This window comes from Simplicispira psychrophila DSM 11588 (genome assembly GCF_000688255.1).
Taxonomy (GTDB): domain Bacteria; phylum Pseudomonadota; class Gammaproteobacteria; order Burkholderiales; family Burkholderiaceae_C; genus Simplicispira; species Simplicispira psychrophila.
The window spans coordinates 167,813-184,650 of sequence record NZ_JHYS01000003.1; the positions used below are offsets into that span (position 1 = coordinate 167,813).

General features: G+C 61.7%; 16 protein-coding genes and 1 tRNA gene. 16 read left to right on the forward strand and 1 reads right to left on the reverse strand.

Annotated features, from left to right (window positions below):
* Nucleotides 1–5: 5 nt before the first annotated feature.
* On the reverse strand, nt 6–1,811 hold the full coding sequence (gene msbA / locus Q390_RS0104645; RefSeq protein ID WP_027995020.1) for a lipid A export permease/ATP-binding protein MsbA: 1,806 nt from the start codon (nt 1,809–1,811) through the stop codon (nt 6–8).
* Nucleotides 1,812–1,928: 117 nt separating this feature from the next.
* On the opposite strand from msbA, the gene tolB reads away from it, so the two are divergent.
* The 16 genes from tolB (at nt 1,929) to Q390_RS19010 (ending at nt 16,629) form a co-directional block, all read left to right on the forward strand.
* A complete protein-coding gene (gene tolB, locus Q390_RS0104650; RefSeq protein ID WP_027995021.1) occupies nt 1,929–3,248 on the forward strand; it encodes a Tol-Pal system beta propeller repeat protein TolB in 1,320 nt (439 codons plus the stop codon).
* A gap of 46 nt (nt 3,249–3,294) precedes the next feature.
* The gene (pal, locus tag Q390_RS0104655) at nt 3,295–3,837 is read left to right on the forward strand and encodes a peptidoglycan-associated lipoprotein Pal (RefSeq protein WP_027995022.1); all 543 of its coding nucleotides are present in this window, start codon (nt 3,295–3,297) and stop codon (nt 3,835–3,837) included.
* Nucleotides 3,837–4,628 (forward strand): tol-pal system protein YbgF, encoded by a 792-nt coding sequence (gene ybgF, locus Q390_RS0104660; RefSeq protein WP_027995023.1) that lies wholly within the window; start codon nt 3,837–3,839, stop codon nt 4,626–4,628. The genes pal and ybgF overlap by 1 nt, the downstream gene beginning before the upstream one ends.
* Nucleotides 4,628–5,434 carry a tRNA threonylcarbamoyladenosine dehydratase gene (locus tag Q390_RS0104665; protein ID WP_245606865.1) on the forward strand — a complete coding sequence of 269 codons (807 nt, stop codon included), beginning with the start codon at nt 4,628–4,630 and terminating at the stop codon, nt 5,432–5,434. Before ybgF ends, Q390_RS0104665 begins: the two co-directional genes overlap by 1 nt.
* A gap of 67 nt (nt 5,435–5,501) precedes the next feature.
* A tRNA-Lys gene (locus Q390_RS0104670) sits at nt 5,502–5,577 on the forward strand.
* A gap of 391 nt (nt 5,578–5,968) precedes the next feature.
* Complete coding sequence (atpD, locus tag Q390_RS0104675; RefSeq protein WP_027995025.1) at nt 5,969–7,456, forward strand: F0F1 ATP synthase subunit beta; 1,488 nt, start codon at nt 5,969–5,971, stop codon at nt 7,454–7,456.
* Complete coding sequence (locus tag Q390_RS0104680; RefSeq protein ID WP_027995026.1) at nt 7,446–7,835, forward strand: F0F1 ATP synthase subunit epsilon; 390 nt, start codon at nt 7,446–7,448, stop codon at nt 7,833–7,835. Before atpD ends, Q390_RS0104680 begins: the two co-directional genes overlap by 11 nt.
* Nucleotides 7,825–8,160: an AtpZ/AtpI family protein gene (locus Q390_RS0104685; RefSeq protein WP_027995027.1), complete on the forward strand. Its 336-nt coding sequence runs from the start codon at nt 7,825–7,827 to the stop codon at nt 8,158–8,160. Before Q390_RS0104680 ends, Q390_RS0104685 begins: the two co-directional genes overlap by 11 nt.
* A 6-nt stretch (nt 8,161–8,166) precedes the next feature.
* Nucleotides 8,167–8,496 (forward strand): ATP synthase subunit I, encoded by a 330-nt coding sequence (locus tag Q390_RS0104690; protein ID WP_027995028.1) that lies wholly within the window; start codon nt 8,167–8,169, stop codon nt 8,494–8,496.
* A 69-nt stretch (nt 8,497–8,565) separates the two neighbouring features.
* Complete coding sequence (locus Q390_RS0104695) at nt 8,566–9,264, forward strand: F0F1 ATP synthase subunit A (RefSeq protein ID WP_027995029.1); 699 nt, start codon at nt 8,566–8,568, stop codon at nt 9,262–9,264.
* An 18-nt stretch (nt 9,265–9,282) separates the two neighbouring features.
* Nucleotides 9,283–9,573, forward strand: coding sequence for a F0F1 ATP synthase subunit C (locus tag Q390_RS0104700; RefSeq protein ID WP_027995030.1), 291 nt, complete (start codon nt 9,283–9,285; stop codon nt 9,571–9,573).
* Between the two features lie 3 nt (nt 9,574–9,576).
* On the forward strand, nt 9,577–10,347 hold the full coding sequence (locus Q390_RS17530) for an ATP synthase subunit B (protein WP_051603034.1): 771 nt from the start codon (nt 9,577–9,579) through the stop codon (nt 10,345–10,347).
* Nucleotides 10,344–11,942 (forward strand): alternate F1F0 ATPase, F1 subunit alpha, encoded by a 1,599-nt coding sequence (locus tag Q390_RS0104710; protein ID WP_027995031.1) that lies wholly within the window; start codon nt 10,344–10,346, stop codon nt 11,940–11,942. Before Q390_RS17530 ends, Q390_RS0104710 begins: the two co-directional genes overlap by 4 nt.
* The gene (locus tag Q390_RS0104715) at nt 11,939–12,877 is read left to right on the forward strand and encodes a F0F1 ATP synthase subunit gamma (protein WP_027995032.1); all 939 of its coding nucleotides are present in this window, start codon (nt 11,939–11,941) and stop codon (nt 12,875–12,877) included. Before Q390_RS0104710 ends, Q390_RS0104715 begins: the two co-directional genes overlap by 4 nt.
* A 10-nt stretch (nt 12,878–12,887) precedes the next feature.
* Nucleotides 12,888–15,263, forward strand: coding sequence for a phosphoketolase family protein (locus Q390_RS0104720; RefSeq protein WP_027995033.1), 2,376 nt, complete (start codon nt 12,888–12,890; stop codon nt 15,261–15,263).
* 373 nt (nt 15,264–15,636) lie between these two features.
* On the forward strand, nt 15,637–16,629 hold the full coding sequence (locus Q390_RS19010; protein ID WP_156949825.1) for a hypothetical protein: 993 nt from the start codon (nt 15,637–15,639) through the stop codon (nt 16,627–16,629).
* Nucleotides 16,630–16,838 lie beyond the last annotated feature (209 nt).

Consider the following 16,838-nt stretch of genomic DNA (forward strand, 5'->3'; position numbering starts at 1 on the left):
GGATATCAGGCCACGTGAGGGCGCGTTTGCAGCCGGGCGTACAGCCCGCCCAAGGCCATGAGTTCGGCGTGTGTGCCTTGCTCGGCAATGCGCCCGCGCTCCATCACTACTACGCGGTCGGCGTGTTCGATGGTCGAGAGCCGGTGCGCAATCACCAGCGTGGTGCGCCCGCGCATCAGGCGTTGCAAGGCTTCTTGCACCAGTCGCTCGGATTCGGTATCGAGTGCCGAGGTGGCTTCGTCCAGAATCAGAATCGGCGCATTTTTGTAGAGTGCGCGTGCAATCGCCAGCCGCTGGCGCTGCCCGCCCGATAGCTGCACTGCGTTGTGACCCAGTACGGTATGGATGCCTTGGGGTAGGGCGGCTATATGCTCGGCCAGATTGGCGGCGGCCAGGCATTCCTGTACTCGCACTACGTCCACTGCAGCGCCCAAGGCGACATTGGCGGCAATGCTGTCGTTGAACATCACCACGTCCTGGCTGACCAGCGCAAACTGCGCGCGCAAGCTGTCCAATTGCCAGTCAGGCAGGGCGTGCTCATCAAGCAGCACCTGGCCCTTGGACGGCGCAATAAAACGCGGTAGCAGATTGACCAGGGTTGTCTTGCCGGCCCCGGACGGGCCGACCAGGGCGACGATTTCACCCGGTTGAATATGCAGGCTGATGTTGTCCAGCGCCGGGGCCTGGTCGGCGGCAAACGCCACGCTGACACCTTGCAGACTGATGGCGCCTTGCACCTGCTGGGGTGCGTAGCTGCCACCGGTTTCAGCCGGCGTGTCGCCCAGCAGCGCCATGCCGCGTTCCAGTGCTGCTACGCCGCGTGTGATGGGGTTGGCCACGTCTGCCAGGCGCCGTATCGGCGCGATCAGCATCAGCATGGCGGTGATGAAAGCAACAAAACCGCCCACTGTCACATCGTGCGGTCCGGTGGCCGAGCGGCTTTGCCACAGGGCGACACAAATCACCGTGGACAGCGCTGCAGCGGCCAGCAACTGCGTCAGCGGCGTCATGGCTGAAGAGGCAATGGTGGATTTGATGGCCAGCCGGCGCAGGCTGTGGCTGAGCACGCTAAAGCGCTCAGCTTGGCCGGTCTGTGCGCCATGCAATCGCACCATGCGGTGTGCCAGCACGTTTTCTTCGACCACGTAGGCCAGTTCGTCGGTGGCCTTTTGGCTGCGTTTGGTCAGACTGTAGAGGCGCCGTGACAGAGTTTTCATGATCCAGGCCACGCCCGGCACGATCACCGTGACGATCAGCGTCAACTGCCAGTTCAGGTACATCAGGTAGCCCAGCAGGGCCAGCAGCGTGAAGCCATCGCGCGACAGCCCCAGCAGCGCTTGCACCAGCAGCGTGGCGCCAGTTTGTACTTCATACACCACGGTATTGGACAGGGCGCTGGCCGACTGGCGCGCAAACAGGCCCATGTCTGCCGCCAGCAAGCGGGCAAACAGTGTCTGGCGCAAGATCAACATACCTTCATTGGCAATGCGTGCCAGCGCATATTGGCCGACGAATTGCGCTGTGCCACGCACCACAAACACCCCCATGATGGCCAGCGGAACTGTCCACAGGGAGAGTGCACCTTCGGTAAAGCCGCGGTCCAGCAGCGGCTTGAGCAGTGCTGGAATGAGGGGTTCGGTGATGGCGCCGACCAGAGTGGCGACGACTGCCAGTGTCCAGGCCAGGCGCTGGTGGCCAAAGTAGACCGAGAGGCGCCGCAGACGAGCGAGCAGGCGCTCGGACTGTGCAGGTGTCGGTGGTGCTGTTGTTGCGGAAGATAGCGGCGGTGCGCTGGGATCAGGGGCTTGCATGTAGGGCGAATTCTACGATTGACACCCGTCTTTCAACAGTTTGTCACATTGGCAGCCTTTGTCAGTGTGTAACATAGCAGGCTGACATCCAGCCATCATCCGGTTGCTTTTTTGCGAATGACCATTCACCCATTGCTTATGATCCTGCCCGCCGCGGCCGTGCCGCACCCCTCCCGCCGCCATGTCATAGCCGCTCTGATGGCTTCGTCGGCATTGCCCGCGTTGGCACAGTTTCGCGTCGAGGTTTCCGGCGTCGGACTGACACAGTTGCCTGTTGCCTTGGCGCCGTTTCGTGGCGAGGCACAGTCTCCACAAAAAATCAGCAGCATCGTGCAGGCCGACTTGGAGCGCAGCGGCCAGTTTCGTGCGATTGATGCGTCTGGAGCGGTACTGGATGAAACCTCACGCCCCGATGTGGCGCTGTGGAAGCAGAAAAATGCCGATTCACTGGTCACTGGCAGCATTGCGCGCTTGGCGGACGGTCGCTTTGATGTGCGCTTTCGTCTGTGGGATGTGGTGCGCGGCGAAGACCTGGGTGGGCAAAGCTATGTCATCTCGCAAGGGGACCTGCGCTTGGTGGCGCACCGCATTGCCGATTACGTCTACGAAAAACTCACCGGTGAGCGTGGTGTGTTTTCAACGCGCATCGTCTATGTCACCAAGGCCGGAACCCGCTATAGCCTGTGGGTCGCCGATGCCGATGGCGAAAATGCCCAGGCTGCGCTGTCCAGCCCCGAGCCCATCATCTCGCCGGCTTGGTCGCCCAGCGGCGGGCAAATTGCCTACGTGTCGTTTGAGTCGCGCAAACCCGTGGTGTATGTCCACGATGTGGCCTCTGGCCGGCGTCGCCTGATTGCCAATTTCCGCGGATCCAACAGTGCTCCAGCCTGGGCTCCCAATGGTCAGAGTCTGGCGCTCACCCTGAGCCGTGATGGCAACTCGCAGCTCTACACCATCGATGCCAATGGCGGTGAAGCGCGCCGGCTGATGCAGAACACGGGCATTGATACCGAGCCGGTGTATTCAGCCGACGGCCGCAGCATTTATTTCGTCAGTGACCGCGGCGGTGCCCCGCAGATTTACAAGGTTGCCAGCACCGGCGGCCGTGCCGAGCGCGTCACTTTTTCGGGCAATTACAACATCTCGCCCAGCTTGAGCCCCGATGGCCGCTGGCTGGCCTACATCTCGCGTGTCGGCGGGGCCTTCAAGCTGCACGTGATGGATCTTGCCAGCGGCGTTGTCAGTGCTATCACCGATACCTCGGCCGACGAAAGTCCCAGCTTTGCGCCCAATAGCCGCTTGATCGTTTATGCAACACAGCAACAAGGCCGCGAAGCCCTCATGACCACGACCCTGGATGGAAAAATCAAGGCCCGTCTGGCCGGCCAGAGTGGTGATATTCGTGAGCCCGATTGGGGGCCGTTTCAGAAACAATGAGTGTCCAGTCTCTATCGCCATCGCTGAATTTCAGGAGTTCTTTTAAATGATGAAACGTATTTCTTCCGCCCTTGTTGCCGCTGCATTGATTGCAGGCTGCAGTTCTGGCGTTGATCTTGACAATGTGCCTGTGGAAGACAAGGCTGGCACTCCGCTTTCCACCACCGACGGCAACGGCGCCAACTCGGGCAATGCCGGACAAAGCGGTGTTGCCGGGGTCGATCTTTCGCAATCCGGCCGCGATGCGGCAGGGCCTGTGGGCATGAGCCGGATTTTGTATTTTGATTACGACAGCTACAGCATCAAGGGCGATTACCAGTCCCTGATCGAGTCGCATGCGCGTTTTATCAAGGCCAATCCAGCACGCAAGGTGATGCTGGAGGGCCACACCGATGAGCGTGGCGGACGTGAATACAACCTCGCCCTGGGACAAAAACGTGCCGAAGCCGTCAGCCGCGCCCTGGGCTTGCTGGGCGTACCCAGCGCGCAGGTAGAAGCTGTGAGCTTCGGCAAAGAAAAACCTGCCATGACTGGACACAGCGAAGACGCCTACGCACAGAACCGCCGCGTCGAGTTGTCGTACCGCTGATGTCCACGCAGGCTCTGGTTTCGCCCTTGCGAGCGCTGTGTGCACTGGCATTTTTTTGCGTCTGTGTGCCGGCCTCCCATGCGGCATTGTTTGAAGACAGCGAGGCACGCCGCGCCATTATTGAATTGCGCCAACGTATTGATACGCTGCAGCAGTCTAACCAGCGTGCCGGTGACGATTTGCGCCGTTCCGGCGACGACAGCACACAACTGCGCCGCAGCTTGCTGGAGTTGCAAACCCAGATCGATGCCCAGCGTGCTGAAACAGCCAAACTTCAGGGCCAGAACGAGCAGCTGATACGCGACGTGGCCGATTTGCAGCGTCGCCAAAAAGACATTTCCCAAGGTGTCGATGAGCGTCTGCGCCAGATCGAGCCGCTCAAAGTCACCGTCGATGGCCAGGAGTTTCAAGCTGATCCAGCAGAAAAACGCGATTTTGAAGCCGCCTTGGCGATGTTCCGTGCCGGCAAGTTTGCGGAGGCAAAAACCGCCTTCACAGGCTTCATCAAGCAGTATCCGCGCAGTGGCTACCTGACCTCCACACAGTTCTGGCTGGGCAATGCACAGTACGCTACGCGCGATTACAAAGAGGCCATTCGTAACTTTAACGCTTTGCTGTCTGCTTCTCCCAGTCATGCCCGTGCGCCCGAGGCTGCCTTGTCCATCGCTAACTGCCAGCTGGAGCTCAAGGAAACCAAGGGAGCACGCAAAACGCTGGAAGACTTGGTACGCGCCTATCCCCAGTCTGAAGCTGCCCTGGCTGCCAAAGAGCGTTTATCGCATCTGAAATGATGGATGAGTTAGCCGTTTTGCCGGTGGTTTCAGCTGCAGTGTCAGATCTGCCAGAAGCGCAGCAGCGCCGCTTTGGCGGACTGGAGCGGTTGTATGGCGTACGTGGTGCAGCGCATATTCGCTCGGCCCATGTGGCCGTCGTGGGTCTGGGTGGTGTCGGCTCTTGGGCGGCAGAGGCGCTGGCACGCAGTGGCGTGGGCCGACTGACTTTGATTGATCTGGACCATATTGCAGAATCCAACATCAATCGGCAGATCCATGCACTCGACAGCACTCTGGGCCAAGCCAAGGTGCAGGCCATGCGCGAGCGCATTGCCTTGATCAACCCCGCTTGCCAAGTCCACTGCATTGAAGAGTTTGTCGAACCCGCTAATTGGCCTGCCATCTTGCCGCCCGATGTGCAATGCGTCATCGATGCCTGCGATCAGGTGCCCGCCAAAACCGCCATGGCGCAATGGGCGCGCGCCACCGGCAATTTGTTTATCACTGTCGGCGCTGCTGGCGGCAAAAGGCATGCGCACCAAGTCGATATTGCTGACCTTGCCGCCGTTACGCACGATCCCTTGCTGGCACAGGTACGCAACCGTCTGCGCAAAAACCACGGCGCGCCCCGAGAAGGCCGGAAAATAGGCGTGGCCTGTGTTTTCAGCCGTGAGGCCGTAGCGCCCCCTGACGCATCGTGCGCTATTGAGGGCGGCGATGGCACACTCAATTGTCACGGTTACGGCTCCTCCGTCGCTGTCACCGCAACATTTGGCCAATGTGCTGCCGGCTGGATTTTACAAAATTTCTCGACAATTTCTTGATGCAGTTAAAATTGACGCTATAATTCAAGGCTTTACTGGTGTGTAGAAATAAAAATCAGTAAATTTGGGGACGTTAGCTCAGTTGGTAGAGCAGCGGACTTTTAATCCGTTTGTCGTGGGTTCGACCCCCGCACGTCCCACCATATAAGCCTTATAGGCATTGAAAAGCTCGCTGCAGAAATGTTAGCGGGCTTTTTTCATTTCTGGGCTCGGGACAGGCTGGAGCTAGATGCTCTGCATCGCTAGCGTAGTCTAGGTGGATTACCGAGTGCGAGCGAAGCTCGACGCCATCCGTACGCTGGCGAACAGAGGACAGTCCAAAGAAGGCGTATGGTGGATGGAAAGTGGTAGAAGCTAGATGCTCTGCGCCCATTCATCACCGAAGGAGGCAATTCATGCTACGAACCTTTGACGGACCACTCGACTGCACTATCGGCAATCTCTGCTACGGCGTTGTTTTGGCACGCGATTGCAACATCGTCTTCGACTTCATACCAAACTGCGCAGTCACTCAGTGGCCGGTGCGCTGAGACCATGGGGATCGAGCCAGCTCAGCCAAACCGGGGTGTAGTTACCGCGGTGCGCGGCAGCGTTGTTGACGCGCGCTTTGAGGGCCATCTGCCATCCATCCGCACCTTACTGCGTGCTGGCGCCGATGGCGCGATGGCGATTGAGGTGCTGACCCAGGTCGATGCCCGCCACGTGCGCGGCATCGCGCTTACGGCGACACAGGGCTTGGCACGTGGCATGCCGGTGACGGACACCGGTGGGCCGCTGCTGGCGCCGGTGGGCAAAGCCATCCTGTCACGCATGTTTGACGTGTTCGGCCATGCCATTGACCGCCAGGAGGAGCCCAAGGACGTGTCCTGGCGCTCGGTACACCGCGAGCCGCCGCCGCTGATCCATCGCTCCACCACCTCGGTGATTTTTGAGACGGGCATCAAGATGATCGACGTACTGGTGCCGCTGGAGGCTGGCGGCAAGGCCGGGCTGTTCGGTGGTGCGGGCGTGGGTAAGACGGTGCTGCTGACCGAGATGATCCACAACATGGTCGGCCAGCACCAGAGCGCGAACCAGGGCGTCAGCATCTTCTGCGGCATTGGCGAACGCTGCCGTGAAGGCCAGGAGCTGTACGCCGATATGCAAAAGGCGGGCGTGCTGAAAAACATGGTGATGGTTTTCGGCCAGATGAACGAGCCGCCGGGCGCGCGCTTTCGTGTCGGTCAGGCAGCGTTGACGATGGCCGAATACTTTCGTGATGAGGAACAGCGCGATGTACTGCTGCTCATCGACAACATCTTTCGCTTCATCCAGGCCGGCTCCGAGGTTTCTGGCCTGATGGGGCAGATGCCCTCGCGCTTGGGCTACCAGCCGACCATGGGCACCGAGTTGTCGGGTCTGGAAGAGCGTATTGCCAACACCGACAGCGGTGCCATCACTTCGATACAGGCAGTCTATGTACCCGCCGACGACTTTACCGACCCGGCGGCGGTGCACACCTTCTCGCACCTGTCGGCGTCCATCGTACTATCCCGCCAACGGGCCGGGGAAGGCCTTTTTCCGGCTATCGATCCGCTGCAATCGAGCTCCAAGATGGCCACGCCAGGTATCGTCGGCGAACGCCACTATGCCATCGCACAAGAGATCCGGCGCACCCTGGCGCAGTACGCTGAGTTGAAGGACATCATTGCCATGCTCGGCCTGGAGCAGTTGTCGCCAGCCGACCGTGGTGTCGTCGCACGGGCGCGCCGACTGGAGCGCTTCTTGACTCAGCCCTTCTTCACCACCGAGCAGTTCACCGGCCTGCCAGGGCAGCTGGTCAGCCTGGCTGACGCGCTCGACGGTTGTGAACGTATCCTGGGCGACGAGTTCAAGGACCGGCCTGAAAGCGCGCTGTACATGATCGGTGCGATCTCGCAAGTGAAGGCGGGCGCCAAGGCCGACGACGCAACGCCCAGCGCTAAAGCACCATCACCATCACCCGCAAAGATCGCGCCGCCTGAGGTAGCCCATGCGCCTTAAGGTGTTGCTGCCCTTCCGGGTCTTTGTGGACCAGGCCGATGTGTCGCGCATCGTTGCCGAAACGTGCGAGGGGTCGTTTGGCCTGCTACCGCACCGGCAGGATTGCATTGCCGCGCTGGTGCCGGGTATCCTGACCTATCAGAGCGCCGCGGACGGTGAAGTCTTCATCGCCGTCGATGAAGGCGTGCTGGTCAAGATCGGCGCCGAGGTGCAGGTATCGGTGCGGCATGCGTCGGGCGGCACCGATTTGGCCAGCCTGCGCGATGCGGTCCGACGTGACTTCCTGACGCTGGATGCGCTGGAACGGGGCGCACGTGCGGCTACGCAAAAGTTGGAGAGCGGCTTCGTCAGCCGCTTCGCGAGGTTCCATGCCCAATGATCCGACACCGTCCCACCGGACGGCCCAACAGGTGGATGCCAAGACAGAACGCAAGCTGCGCGCACGGCGCGACGGTGCTCCGGGCGTTTGGTCGGGGCTCGGCATGATGGGCTTGGTCGGTTGGTCGGTGGTGGTGCCGACGCTGGCCGGCGCGGCACTGGGCAGCTGGCTCGACGCGCACCACCCCGGCGCGCATCCTTGGTCGCTGGCCTTGCTGATGGCCGGCTTGGTGCTGGGCTGCTTGAACGCTTGGCGCTGGGTGGCCCAGCAGAATCGCGCCATGCACGAGGCCGATCGCCCTGCCGATTCGTCGGTCAATGACTGACGGACGATGTACAACCTGCTTGCACCTCTGCTCGCTGGCATTGCCGGCGGACTGCTCGGGCTATTGTTTTTTGGTGGCCTGTGGTGGACGGTACGTCGGGCCGTTCTTTCGCCCCGGCCGGCGCTGTGGGTCGGGGGCAGCCTGCTGTTGCGTATGGCTGGTGTCGCCACGGGCTTTGTCCTGGTTTCCGCCGGCGATTGGCACCGGGTGCTAGCGTGCCTGCTCGGATTCTGGTTCGCACGCTGGCTGGTCGTTCGTTTGACTGCTCGCCTAGAGGTCAAGGCAGGGGTTCAGTGCGATGGTGGCGATGCCGCAGGAGTGGAACATTCAAAGTAAAGGCGCCAAGATGAAGACCCAGAGCAACACCGATCACCACCTTTCCAGACGAACCCGATTGAGCCCGTCATGCGCCTCAGCCCCGATCAACTGATCTTCTGGCAGCACGGGCTGCTAAAGCTCAACAGCACTATCGTTTTCACCTGGGCCTTGATGGCGGTGCTGATACTGGGCTCAATGCTGGTCACGCGCCAGCTCTCTACCGAACACCAGCGCTCGCGCTGGCAGAATCTGCTGGAGATTGTCGTCACCGGGATTACGCAGCAGATCGGTGAAGTGGGTTTGCAGCGGCCGGAGCGCTACCTGGCCTTCCTGGGCACACTGTTTCTTTTCGTTGGCGCCGCCGCGCTGGCAACGGTGATTCCCGGCTACGAGCCACCTACCGGGTCGTTATCGACCACCGTCGCGCTGGCACTGTGCGTTTTCGTCGCAGTACCGCTGTTCGGCATCCGCGAACAAGGTCTGGCTGGCTACCTGAAGTCCTATCTGGAGCCGACCTTCATCATGCTGCCGTTTAATCTCATCAGTGAAGTCTCGCGGACGCTGGCGCTCGCCGTGCGCCTGTTCGGCAACATGATGAGCGGCGCCATGATCGTCGGCATCTTGCTCACCATCACGCCGTTTCTTTTCCCGGTGGTGATGACGTTGCTCGGCCTGCTGACCGGCATGGTGCAGGCGTACATCTTCAGCATCCTCGCCGCCGTCTACCTCGCCGCCGCTACGCGGCTGGAGCCCAAACTCGGCCCAGCCGCCACAACTACCACCTGACTTCACAAGGCAAACACCATGGACAGCCTGACCCTCATTGCGACGATCTCGATCGTCATCGCCGGCCTCACTACCGGTTTTGGCACCATGGGCCCAGCACTGGCCGAAGGCCGGGCCGTGGCCACCGCTATGACCGCACTGGCCCAGCAGCCCGACGCCTCGGCGACGATCACGCGCACGCTCTTCGTGGGGCTGGCAATGATCGAATCAACAGCCATCTACTGTTTTGTAGTGTCGATGATCCTGATCTTCGCCAACCCGTTCTGGAATGCGGCGCTCACGCACGCGGCCGCTGCGGCAGGAAAATAGGCCATGTTGATCGACTGGTTCACCGTCGGCGCGCAGGTACTCAATTTCGTCGTCTTGGTTTGGCTGATGAAGCGCTTTCTTTACCAGCCAGTGCTGCAGGCGATTGCTGCGCGCGAGAAACGCATTGCCGACCAGATCGCCAACGCTGCAGCGAAAGAGGCGCAGGCACAGACCGAACGCCAGGCTTTCGATGCCAAGAACACTGCCTTCGACCAGCAGCGTGCTGCCCTGTTGAGCCAGGCCACGGCCCAGGCTACCGCTGAAGGCCTTCGCTTGTCTGAAGAAGCCCAGAAGGCCGCAGAGGCGCTGGCGGCGCAGCACCAGCAGTCGCTGGCTTTCCAGGCCTTGCACCTGCAGCAATTGATCGCCAGTCGTGCCGCGCACGAGGTGTTCGCCGTCGTGCGCAAGACCTTGGCCGATCTGGCGAACGTCGGTCTTGAGGAGCGCATGGTCGAGGTCTTTATGCAGCGCTTGGGTGCACTGACCGGCCCAGCCAAAGAACAGTTGGTGGCAGCGTTGCAGCACAGCGCCGAACCCGCGCTGGTGCGCAGCTGCTTTGCGCTGCTGGCCGAGCAGCAGGCGGCGATCTGCCAGGCAATCAAGCAGGCATTCTCTGCCGACGTGCCGCTGCATTTCGAGACGGCGGCCGATGCCGTCTGCGGTATCGAGTTGCGCGCCGGTGGACAGAAATGGGCCTGGACCATCGATGAGTACCTGCGCGACTTGGAGCACAACGTGGCCGCGCTACTTCAGAGCACTGCGGTCGCCCCATGAACGCCGCAGCCGACGCCTTGCAGGCCCCGGAGGACGGCTTGGCCGCTGCTGCGCTTGATTGTGGCTTTGCCGCACTGGCCCAGGCGCGCGCTGCGTTCACGCCTGCGCTGGTATCGCGCGAGTTCGGCACTATCACGCAGGTGACTACCGGCATCGCCCGCGTCAGCGGACTGCCGGGCGCTGGTTTCGAGGAGCTGTTGACGTTGCCCGGTGGCTTGGCCGGCATTGCGTTCAACCTCGACGCCGACGAGATCGGCGTCGTGCTGCTGGGCGAATACTGGGACCTTCAGGCGGGTGACGAGGTGCGCCGCACCGGCCGCGTGATGGACGTGGCCGTGGGCCCAGCGCTGCTGGGGCGCGTCATCGACCCGCTGGGCCGCGCGCTCGACGGCCTTGGCGTCCTCCAGACCACCGAGCGCTTGCCGATCGAGCGCCCCGCCGCCGCCATCATGGACCGTGCGCCAGTCGATGTGCCACTGCAGACGGGTCTGAAGGTCATCGATGCACTAATTCCCATCGGCCGTGGTCAGCGTGAGCTGATCCTCGGTGACCGCCAGACCGGCAAGACCGCGATTGCCCTGGACGCCATCCTGAACCAGCGCGGGCAGGACGTGATCTGCGTCTATTGCGCCATCGGGCAGCGCGCTTCGGCAGTGGCCAAGGCAGTGGCGACGCTGCGCGAGCAGGCTGCGATGGACTACACCGTGGTGGTGGTCACCGAAGGCAACCAGCCGCCCGGGCTGGCCTACATCACGCCTTACGCAGCCACCAGCATCGCCGAATACTTTATGGAAGCGGGCCGCGATGTGCTGATCGTTTACGACGATCTGACGCAGCACGCCCGGGCCTACCGCGAGCTGTCGTTGCTGCTGCGCCGCCCACCGGGGCGCGAGGCCTTCCCGGGCGACATCTTCTATATCCATTCGCGCCTGCTGGAACGCTCCACCCACCTGAGCCCGGAACGCGGTGGCGGCTCGCTCACCGCGCTGCCGATCATCGAGACCGAGGCTGAGGACATTTCGGCCTACATCCCGACCAACCTGATCTCAATCACCGACGGCCAGATCTATCTGTCGCCCTCGCTTTTTGAGTTGGGCGTGCTACCGGCGGTGGATGTCGGCAAGTCGGTGTCGCGGGTCGGTGGCAAGGCGCAGCGCGGCCCGTTCCGCGCCGTGGCCGGTGACCTGAAACTGGCCTATGCGCAGTTCGAGGAACTCGAATCGTTCTCGCGCTTCGGCGCGCGGCTCGACGACGCGACGCGCCAGACCCTGGATCATGGCCAGCGCATTCGCGCCTGTCTGAAACAAGCGCAGTTCGCGCCCGTGGCGGTGCCGGCGCAGATCGCCATCTTGCTGGCGCTGACGGCGGGACTGTTTGACACCGTTCCCTTGCCGCGCATGGCCGAGGCCCAGCGTGCGGTACAGGACGCCGCAGCCGGATTCGCCGCGCCGCTGCGTAAGCGTCTGGTCGGTACGGACAAGCTCAGCGACGAGGATCGCCGTGCCGTCATCGACCATGCACGCGAAGTTCTCAACCCCTTCCTGCCACCGCCCGATGCCAAGCCGGTGGTGAAGGTGGCGAAAGGGGCTCCATGAGCGACAGTCTCGCAGCCCTGCGCCGCAAGATCGCGGGCGCCGGCGATTTGCACGCCGTGGTGCGCACCATGAAGGCGCTGGCGGCATCCAGCATCGGCGACTATGAACGCTCGGTGCTGGCGCTGGCCGACTACGACCGCATGGTTTCGCTCGGCCTGGGTGAATGTTTTCGCCAGGCCCAGGCGAACTCCACGGCCGCTCCCGAGCACGTGTCGGCAAAGTCGTCAGACCTGATGGGTGCCATCGTCTTTGGCTCGGATCAGGGGTTGGTCGGCCCTTTCAACGACGTGATCACCGAGCATGCCGTCCACGCTTTGGCCAGCCTGCCCGGTCGGCCCCAGGTCTGGGCCGTGGGCGAGCGGGTTCAGGCGCGGCTGACGAATGCGGGCCTGGAGGTGCTCGCTGGGTATGCCGTCCCGGGTTCGGTCGAGGCTATCGCACCGCTGGTCGCGCAGATCCAGATCGATACCGAAGCGCGCCGTGTGCAGGGCGGTATGGCGCAGCTCCATGTGTTTCACAACCGACCGCTGGCCGCTGCGTTGTACGAGCCGATAAGTCAGCGCCTGCTGCCGTTGGACGCCGCTTGGCAGCAGCACCTGGCGGCCGTGCCCTGGCCCGGAAAGATGCTGCCGCAAGTGCTGGACCAGGGCGCGACGACCTTGCGTGCGCTGATCCGCGAGTACCTGTTTATCTCGTTGTTTCGCGCCTGCGCCGAATCGCTGGCCAGCGAAAACGCCAGCCGGCTGGCAGCGATGGAGCGTGCCGATCGCAACATTCTGGAGTTGCTCGACCACTTGCACGGCAGCTTTCGCCGACTGCGCCAGGGCTCGATCGACGAAGAGCTGTTTGATGTCACGGCCGGCTACGAAGCCCTGGCTCCACCACCGAGGATCGGCCGCTCGGATGCTCCATCACTGGCCCCAATGGGCAACTGAAAGGTTCGTCATGACTTCGAAGATACGGACGCTGAGTGATCAGCAATTAGTGCGCATCGACGCCTATTGGCGCGCGGCGAATTACCTCTCGGTCGGGCAGATCTACCTGTACGACAACCCGTTGCTGCGCCAGCCGCTGGCGCTGTCCGACATCAAGCGCATGTTGCTCGGCCACTGGGGCACAACGCCGGGGCAGAATTTCATCTACGCGCACCTGAACCGCGTCATCAAAAAATACGATCTCGACATGATCTATGTCTCGGGCCCCGGCCACGGCGGGCCGGCGGTGGTAGCCAACACCTACCTCGAAGGCACCTACAGCGAGGTCTATCCGGATATCAGCCAGGACGAAGCCGGTCTGCAAAAACTGTTTCGGCAATTCTCGTTTCCCGGCGGCATCCCTAGCCACGCCTCGCCCGAATGCCCCGGATCGATCCACGAAGGCGGCGAACTGGGCTATTCACTCAGCCACTCTTTTGGCGCGGTGTTTGACAACCCTGCGTTGATTGTCGCCTGCGTCGTCGGCGACGGCGAAGCCGAAACCGGGCCGCTGGCCACAGCTTGGCATTCGAACAAGTTTCTCGATCCGGTGACCGACGGTGCGGTGCTGCCGATCCTGCACCTGAACGGCTACAAAATCGCCAACCCGACGGTGCTGGCGCGCATCACGCGCGAGGAACTGGAACAACTGCTGCGTGGCTATGGCTGGACGCCGCTGTTTGTCGCGGGCCATGAGCCGGCGCTGATGCACGAGGCCATGGCCACAGCGCTGGATAAAGCGGTTGAACAAATTCGCCAGATTCAGCACGCTGCCCGCGCCACCGGTAAGGCGGTGCGCCCGCGCTGGCCGATGATCGTCCTCGATTCGCCCAAGGGCTGGACTGGACCCAAGGAGGTCGATGGTCTGCCAATTGAAGGCACGTTCCGCGCGCACCAGGTGCCGATCACCGACCCGGCCACGCACCCGGGCCACCTCGCGTTGATTGACGCGTGGCTCAAAAGCTACCGCGCCGAGGAGCTGTTTGATGCGCAGGGCCGGCTGTTTCCGGAACTGGCCGAACTCGCGCCCGTTGGCACGCGGCGCATGGGCGCTAATCCGCACGCCAACGGCGGTCTGCTGCTGCGCGATCTGCACATGCCGGACTTTTGCGATTACGCCTGCGAGGTGCTGGTACCCGGCGCGCCCGGCATCGGCGACACCCATGTGCTCGGGCCTTTTCTGCGCGACGTGGCGAAGTGGAATGACGCGCAGCGCAACTTTCGCGTCTTCGGTCCCGACGAGACGCTGTCCAACGGACTGGCAGCACTGTTTGAGGTCACGCAGCGGCAGTGGGAGGCGGCAACCCAGCCGAACGATGAGTTCTTGGCACCTACTGGCCGCATCATGGAAATGCTCAGCGAGCACCAGTGTGAAGGCTGGCTGGAGGGCTATTTGCTGACCGGGCGGCACGGTGTTTTCAACTGCTATGAAGCCTTCATCCACATCGTGGATTCGATGTTCAACCAGCACGCCAAGTGGCTGAAGGTAACCTCGGAAATTCCGTGGCGCCGCAAGATCGCCTCGCTGAACTATCTGCTGGCGTCGCACGTCTGGCGCCAAGACCACAACGGCTTCACGCACCAGGATCCGGGTTTTATCGACCACGTCGTCAACAAAAAGGCCGAGATCGTGCGTGTCTACCTGCCGCCGGACGCGAACTGCCTGCTGTCGGTGATGGACCATTGCCTGCGCAGCCGGCACTACGTCAACGTAGTGGTCGCCGGCAAGCACCCGGCGCCGCAATGGTTGACGATGGATGCCGCCATCCAACACTGCACCGAGGGCATCGGCATCTGGGAATGGGCCAGCAACGGGGGCGATGCAGCGCCCGATGTGGTGATGGCCTGTTGCGGCGACGTGCCGACACTGGAGACGCTGGCCGCTGTGTCCATCCTGCGCGAGCACCTGCCCGACCTGAAGATCCGCGTCGTCAACGTGGTTGATCTGATGCGGCTGCAACCGCACACCGAGCACCCCCACGGCTTGGTGGATGCCGATTTTGATGCGCTGTTCACGAAAGACAAGCCGGTCATTTTCGCCTTTCACGCCTATCCATGGCTGATCCACCGGCTGACCTATCGCCGCACCAACCACGACAACATCCACGTGCGCGGCTACAAAGAAGAAGGCACGATCACCACACCGTTTGACATGACGGTGCTGAACGACCTCGACCGTTTCCACCTGGTGATGGACACCATCGATCGCCTGCCGCAGACCGGTGACCAGGGCCAGGCGCTGAAACGGCGCCTGAAGGAAAAGCTGCTGGAACACCGGCAATACATCCGCCTGCACGGGCAGGACATGCCGGAAATCAGGCACTGGACCTGGAGCGCTGCTACCTGAAGCAACCAAGGCGCACAAAAATAGCCCAGCCGACGCGGTGGTGGCTGCCCCGTTGATCTTGGGCACGATTGATCTGGGGCTTTCGCCAGAAATCGCCAGCATTTTTGGTGTGTAGCAGCGGAGGGTGCTTTCGGCAAAGCAGAAATTTTTGCCGTAAATATTGCTGCAGTGGCTATGTCTGCTGAGCACTTCAGTGCTTTAACGGCGCTTTTTGCTGGCTTTTTTGCTGTGCGAGCAGCTGCTGATAGCTATTTGGGCACGCTGTTTGCTAGTGCAGGGCTGTACATCCCGGTTCCGCAAAAATCGTGCGGCGCTAGGCATGTCACTAGCGGCAGGTCACTGCCGAACCTCTCTTTTAATGAAAGGATGTTCCATGCAATCACGTAACTACCAAGATCAGAGCCGGGGTGATGATGACCGAGGAACCAGCCAGGGAGGCTCAGATCAAGGGGACATGGGTGAGTACGGCAACTACGGTATGCGAGACGATGATCGCCAAGGTGACTCCCGCGGCTACCAAGGTGGTTCGCAAGGCTATCAAAACAGTTCCCAGGGTTATGGTGCCTCCCAGGGTCATCAAGGTGGTTCACAGCACTACCAACCTGGCTCGCAGGGTTACCAAGGGGGGGCGCAAGGCAACCAGGGCGGCTCACAGGGTTATTCAGGTGGGCATTCCGGTGGCTATTACGGCCAGCAAGGCGGCTATGGCAACCAGGGCTCGCAGCGCAGCGGCATGCGACATGACCTCACTGGCGAAATGGACTACGGCATAGAAGGCCGACAGAGCCGCAGCTACGGCAGCGACTCGGGTCACTCTGGCCGCAGTTATGGGGGTTCGAATCGCGGCGGCCAGGGGGATGTCTACAGCGGTGGCAACTATGGCTGCTCAGGAAACTATGGCAGTTCGGGCTATGGGTCAAGCCAGAACGACATGCAAGGGTACAGCCGCCAAGGGAGCCAAGCGAGTGGTCGGGGCCAAGGGGGTATGCACCATGACCACGACTACCACCAATGGCGCAATGACCAAGTACGGCAGCTTGATGAAGATTACGATGCATGGCGCCAGGAGCGCTATAGCAAGTTCTCAGACGAATTTGGTCAGTGGCGCAACAGCCGCAAGGGGGCACAGGGCAACCAGACCAGTACCACCATCAGTCTAGGCGAAAACCATTCATCGAATCAGCCAGCTCCAAGCAGCTCGACCAGTGGCAGCTCGGGGAGTTCAGGCAGTTTAGGCAGCAAGGCCGTGACCGGATCTTCGGGCGCACCCAGCACTGTGGGCACCAGTGGCTCAGCCGGTTCTGCTGCTGGTAGTGGCAGTGATACCGGCAGCTCTACATCTGCCAGCTCGGGCCACCATAAATAAATAGCACAAACTTTCGATGTGTATGGCCGCGTCCTTCAGGGCGCGGCCTTTTAAGGCCAGAGTGAAAAGGAAAACAGTTCCGCAAAATCGAGCCTGGCGTTGTTCTTCAGATGGGCAGGAGCGGTGCACGTGCTCTGCACGCGGGCCGTAATGCCATGCTGGGAGAGCAGTGTAGACCCCCTCGTATGCTGTTGCAGCCTGACCGCGTC